General features: G+C 75.2%; 3 protein-coding genes and 1 pseudogene. 2 read left to right on the top strand and 2 right to left on the bottom strand.

Translation table 11 applies throughout. From position 1 onward, the window contains the following. Window positions 1-263: 263 nt before the first annotated feature. Entirely contained in the window at window positions 264-1,391 is a 1,128-nt protein-coding gene (locus tag G3I42_RS13580) for an FAD-dependent monooxygenase (protein ID WP_164285739.1), read from the bottom strand. Window positions 1,392-1,636: 245 nt separating this feature from the next. Here G3I42_RS13580 and G3I42_RS13575 point away from each other — a divergent pair, with 245 nt between their 5' ends. Continuing rightward, the gene (locus G3I42_RS13575) at window positions 1,637-2,431 is read left to right on the top strand and encodes an IclR family transcriptional regulator (RefSeq protein ID WP_164285737.1); all 795 of its coding nucleotides are present in this window, start codon (window positions 1,637-1,639) and stop codon (window positions 2,429-2,431) included. Between the two features lie 68 nt (window positions 2,432-2,499). Here the strand turns inward: G3I42_RS13575 and G3I42_RS13570 are convergent, their stop codons facing one another. Beyond that, window positions 2,500-4,119 (bottom strand): ATP-binding cassette domain-containing protein, encoded by a 1,620-nt coding sequence (locus G3I42_RS13570; protein WP_164285735.1) that lies wholly within the window; start codon window positions 4,117-4,119, stop codon window positions 2,500-2,502. Window positions 4,120-4,222: 103 nt separating this feature from the next. Between G3I42_RS13570 and G3I42_RS13565 the strand changes: the two are divergent. Continuing rightward, a pseudogene (locus tag G3I42_RS13565) lies at window positions 4,223-4,413 on the top strand (phosphoesterase); the annotation flags it as partial.

Genomic DNA, 4,413 nt, shown 5'->3' with positions numbered 1-4,413 from the left:
GGCCCGCGCGGCGAGCCGCTCGCGCAGGCCCGGGGCGGGCGGGAAACCGGAGTCCGCGCGGGAGGACGCGAGGAAGCCGGGCCCGTCGCCGGTCCCGCCCGCGTCCCGCTCCTCGCCACCACCCACTCCCCCACTGTGCCGCGCCCGCGCGCGCACCGCACCGGGAGTGCGCCCGGCCCGGGAAGGTACGGCGCGAGGCGAACGCCCGCCTCCGCGCCCACGCTCCGTACGGCCCGTCGTCGGTCAGTACGGCCCGCCTTCGGTCAGTACGGCTCGCCGAGCGTCTTGAACGCCCCGCTGAGCACCGCCATGTTCTCCGACGTGTCCGCCCCCTCCTGTTCGAGGCGCGAGAGCGTCACGCTCGTCTCGACGACCGTGGACACCCGCGGGTAGCGGCGGCGCGTGAACGCGTCGAGTGCTTCGGGCAGTTCGGCTGCCGCGCGCACGCACTGCGCCAGGACCGCGGCGTCCTCGATCGCCATGCCGCCGCCCATGCCCATGTGCGCGGTCGTCGCGTGCGCCGCGTCCCCGACGAGGAGGGTGCGGCCCCGGTGCCAGGGCGCGGGCACGAGAATCCACTCGAAGGGCCGCGCGATCAGGTCCGCGTCCCGGCGCAGCCTGCGCCGCAGCTCGACGACGGCGGGGGCCGTGTAGGAGTCGAGGAGCCGGGTGAAGAGCGCGAAGGTGTCGTCCTCGCTCAGCCGGGTGCCCGCGGGCAGGTCGACGACGGCCGGTACGTAGATGAGGTCGCCGGGCAGGTGGTAGAAGCCGAGCCTGCCGACCGGCCCGAGGTACCAGCCCTCGCCGTCGACGGGCGGCCCGGAGAGCATCCAGCGCAGGCTGAACTGGCCCGCGTAGGCGGGCTCGGGTGCCTCGGGGAAGACGCGGGAGCGGGTCTGCGAGCGGATGCCGTCGGCGCCGATGACGAGGTCGTGGCGGCCGCGCGTCCCGTCGGTCAGCGTGACGTCGACGCCGTCCGCGTCCTCGTGCGCCGTACGGACCGTCACGCCGCGCCGCACCGTGGCGCCCAGCTCCCGGGCCGTCTCCTCCAGGACCCGGAGGAGTGCGGGCCTGTGCACGCCGAGGGGCGTCTTCGCGCCGGGCCAGGTGGGGCGCTTCGGGCCCGCGCTGATGAGGTGTCCGGCCGCGTCCCAGTGGTGCGCGGCGGTCGTGTCGTCGCCGAAGACGGTGCTGCGCGCGGCGCACGCCTCGTAGACGCCGATCTCGGCGAGTGCCTCGGTGGCGCGCCCGGAGAGCGCGAGCGAGGCCCCGGCGGGCTCCTCGGCCAGTTCGAGTACGTCGCAGCTCACCCCGGCCCGCGAGAGGGCGACGGCCGCCGAGAGGCCGGCGATCCCTCCGCCGACGATCAAGGCTGTCGAGACACACGCCATTGTTGTTCCGCCTTTCATGGAGTCGGTACGGCCGCCGGGGCGGGCCTCGCGACCTCGCGGCCCGGCCCTGCCCCCGCCGACAGCGAGCGTAGGGAGACGGGCCCGCCGGGACCCCCGCCGTGCCACTGAGCGGCACACCGACCGCGCCGGCCCCGCGCGGACCCGGGCCACCCCCGGCGGCACCGCACCCGTCTCCTACGCTGGGGCCACCCCGCCAGCCCATTCGCCCCGCCCGAAGGACCGTGATGGCTCCCTCCCCTCCGGCTCCGTCCCCGTCGCTCGTGGCCCGGGTCTTCGCGCTGCTCCGCTCCTTCGACGCGGACCACCGGGCGCAGTCCCTCGCGACGCTCGCCCGGCGCACGGGGCTGCCGCGCAGCACCGCGCTCCGCCTCGCCCGCCGGCTCGTCGCCGAGGGCGCGCTCGAACGGCGCGAGGACGGCGACTTCGTCATCGGGCTGCACCTGCTGGAGATCGCCTCGCTCGCCCCGCGCGGCCACGGGCTGCGCGCCGTCGCGATGCCGTTCATGGAGGACCTGTTCCACGTCACGGGGCAGCACGTGCTCCTCGCGGTGCGCGAGGAGGGCGAGGCGCTGCTCGTGGAGCGGCTCTCGGCGCACGACGCGGGGCCCGTGCTCTTCCGCGTCGGCGGGCGGATGTCCCTCACCGGCACGGGCGTGGGTCTCGTCCTGCTCGCGCACGCCCCGGCCGAGGTGCAGGAAAGCGCGCTGGAGACGTACCCGCCGGGCGAGGCGGGCGACGGCGTACGGACGCCCGCCGACCTGCGTCGTCTCCTCTCCGGCATCCGGCGGGACGGGTACGTCGTGGCCCGCCGCGCCTGGCCGGACCGTGAGCAGCGGACGGTCGCGGCCCCGGTGCGCGACGCGCGCGGCGTCGTCTCGGCGATCTCCGTCGTGGCCCCGGACCAGGACTTCGAGCCGGCCGCCTTCCTCCCGGCCGTCCGCGCGACGGCCCGCGCGGTCTCACGCCACCTCGGCGCGGAAGGCGGTACGGGCCGGGCCGGGCGCGGCCCCGCGGGGTGAGCCGGGCGCGGCCGTACGGGGCCCGAGCCGCCCCGGTCCCGCCCCGTACCACCGCCTCCCGCGCCCTCCTACCGCGCCCGCACCACCCGTCGTTCGTCCCACACCGGCTCGGGTGTCTCGCGGACGCGGCCGTCCTCGCCGAAGACGAGGTAGCGGTCGAAGGAGCGCGCGAACCAGCGGTCGTGCGTGACGGCGAGGACCGTGCCCTCGAAGGCTTCCAGTCCCTCCTGGAGGGCTTCCGCGCTCTCCAGGTCCAGGTTGTCCGTCGGCTCGTCGAGGAGGAGCGCGGTCACGCCCTCCAGTTCGAGCAGGAGGATCTGGAAGCGGGCCTGCTGGCCGCCGGAGAGGCGTTCGTAGCGCTGCTCGGCCTGCCCCGTCAGCTCGTAGCGCCGCAGCCGTGACATCGCGGCGCCCCGGTCCTTCGCGTGCTCGGTCCACAGGATGTCGAGGAGCGTGCGGCCCTCCAGTTCGGGGTGCGCGTGGGTCTGCGCGAAGTGCCCGGGGACGACGCGGGCGCCGAGCTTCCACGTCCCCGTGTGCGCGACGTCCTCGCCCGCGAGGAGCCGCAGGAAGTGCGATTTTCCCGAGCCGTTGGAGCCGAGGACGGCGACGCGCTCGCCGAAGAAGACCTCCAGGTCGAAGGGCTTCATGAGCCCCGTCAGTTCGAGCTTCTCGCACGTCACGGAGCGCACCCCGGTGCGCCCGCCGCGCAGCCGCATCGTGATCTCCTGCTTGCGCGGCGGCTCGGGCGGCGGGCCCGCCTCCTCGAACTTGCGCAGCCGCGTCTTCGCCGCCTGGTAGCGCGAGGCCATCTCGTCGCTGCGGCTCGCGTACTGCCGCATGTCGACGACGAGCTTCTTGAGCTGCGCGTGCTTCTCGTCCCAGCGGCGGCGCAGTTCCTCGTACCGCGCGAAGCGCTCCTTGCGCGCCTCGTGGTACGTCGCGAAACCGGCGCCGTGCGTCCACACCTCGGCGCCGTCCGCGCCGGGCTCGACGCTGATGATGCGGCGCGCGGAGCGGGCGAGGAGTTCGCGGTCGTGGCTCACGAAGAGGACGGTCTTGCGGGTCTGTTCGAGCTGTTCCTCCAGCCAGCGCTTGCCCGGCACGTCCAGGTAGTTGTCCGGCTCGTCGAGGAGGAGGACGGCGTCGGGGCCGCGCAGCAGCGCTTCGAGCACGAGGCGTTTCTGCTCGCCGCCGGAGAGCGTGCGCACCTGGCGCCACTGCGCCTGCTCGTAGGGGATGCCGAGCGCGGCGACCGTGCACACGTCCCACAGCGTCTCGGCCTCGTACCCGCGCGCCTCCGCCCAGTCGGACAGGGCCTGCGCGTAGGCGAGCTGGGCGGCCTCGTCGTCGACGGTCATGATCGCGTGCTCGGCCGCGTCCACGGCGCGCGCGGCCTCGCGGATACGCGGCTGGGCGACGGAGACGAGCAGGTCGCGCACGGTGGACTCGTCGCGCACGGAGCCGACGAACTGCGGCATGACGCCGAGCCCGCCGCTGGAGGTGACCGCGCCGCCGTGCGGCTGGAGTTCCCCGGAGAGCAGCCGCAGGAGCGTCGTCTTGCCCGCCCCGTTGGGACCCACGAGCGCGGCGACGACGCCCTCGCCGATACGGAACGACACGTCCCCGAGCAGCGGCCTCCCGTCGGGAAGGAAGTACTCCACGTGACCGGCTTCGAGATGTCCCATGCCGGGCATTGTCCGCGTCCGTCCGGGTGCCGGGCAAACTCATTTCGGGCGCCCCGCGCAGGTCGCCAGGGGTGAGGCGGGGCGGTCGGGGTACGTGTGCGCCATGACCGCAGACGTCACACCCTCGCCCTGGCGGGACCGGCTCACCACGCTCGACTCCGCCGTCTTCCGGGTCGCGGCGACCCACCGCTGGCCGGGCGCCGAGCAGGTGCTGCCCCGGCTGAGCCGGGCGGCGAACCACGGCGTGCTGTGGTTCGCGGCCGGCGCCGGGCTCTACGCGACGCGCTCCCCGCG

Origin of the sequence: Streptomyces sp. SID11385, assembly GCF_010548245.1 — a bacterium.
In the GTDB taxonomy this organism is placed as follows: Bacteria; Actinomycetota; Actinomycetes; order Streptomycetales; family Streptomycetaceae; genus Streptomyces.
The sequence above is the reverse complement of the archived record's forward strand: the minus strand, read 5'-3'. Positions and strand labels throughout refer to the sequence as shown.

Bases quoted from the DNA above. Each gene is read 5' to 3' on its own strand.
- G3I42_RS13570 (WP_164285735.1), bottom strand. From the start codon at position 4,119: ATGGGACATCTCGAAGCCGGTCACGTGGAGTACTTCCTTCCCGACGGG.
- G3I42_RS13575 (WP_164285737.1), top strand. From the start codon at position 1,637: ATGGCTCCCTCCCCTCCGGCTCCGTCCCCGTCGCTCGTGGCCCGGGTC.
- G3I42_RS13580 (WP_164285739.1), bottom strand. From the start codon at position 1,391: ATGGCGTGTGTCTCGACAGCCTTGATCGTCGGCGGAGGGATCGCCGGC.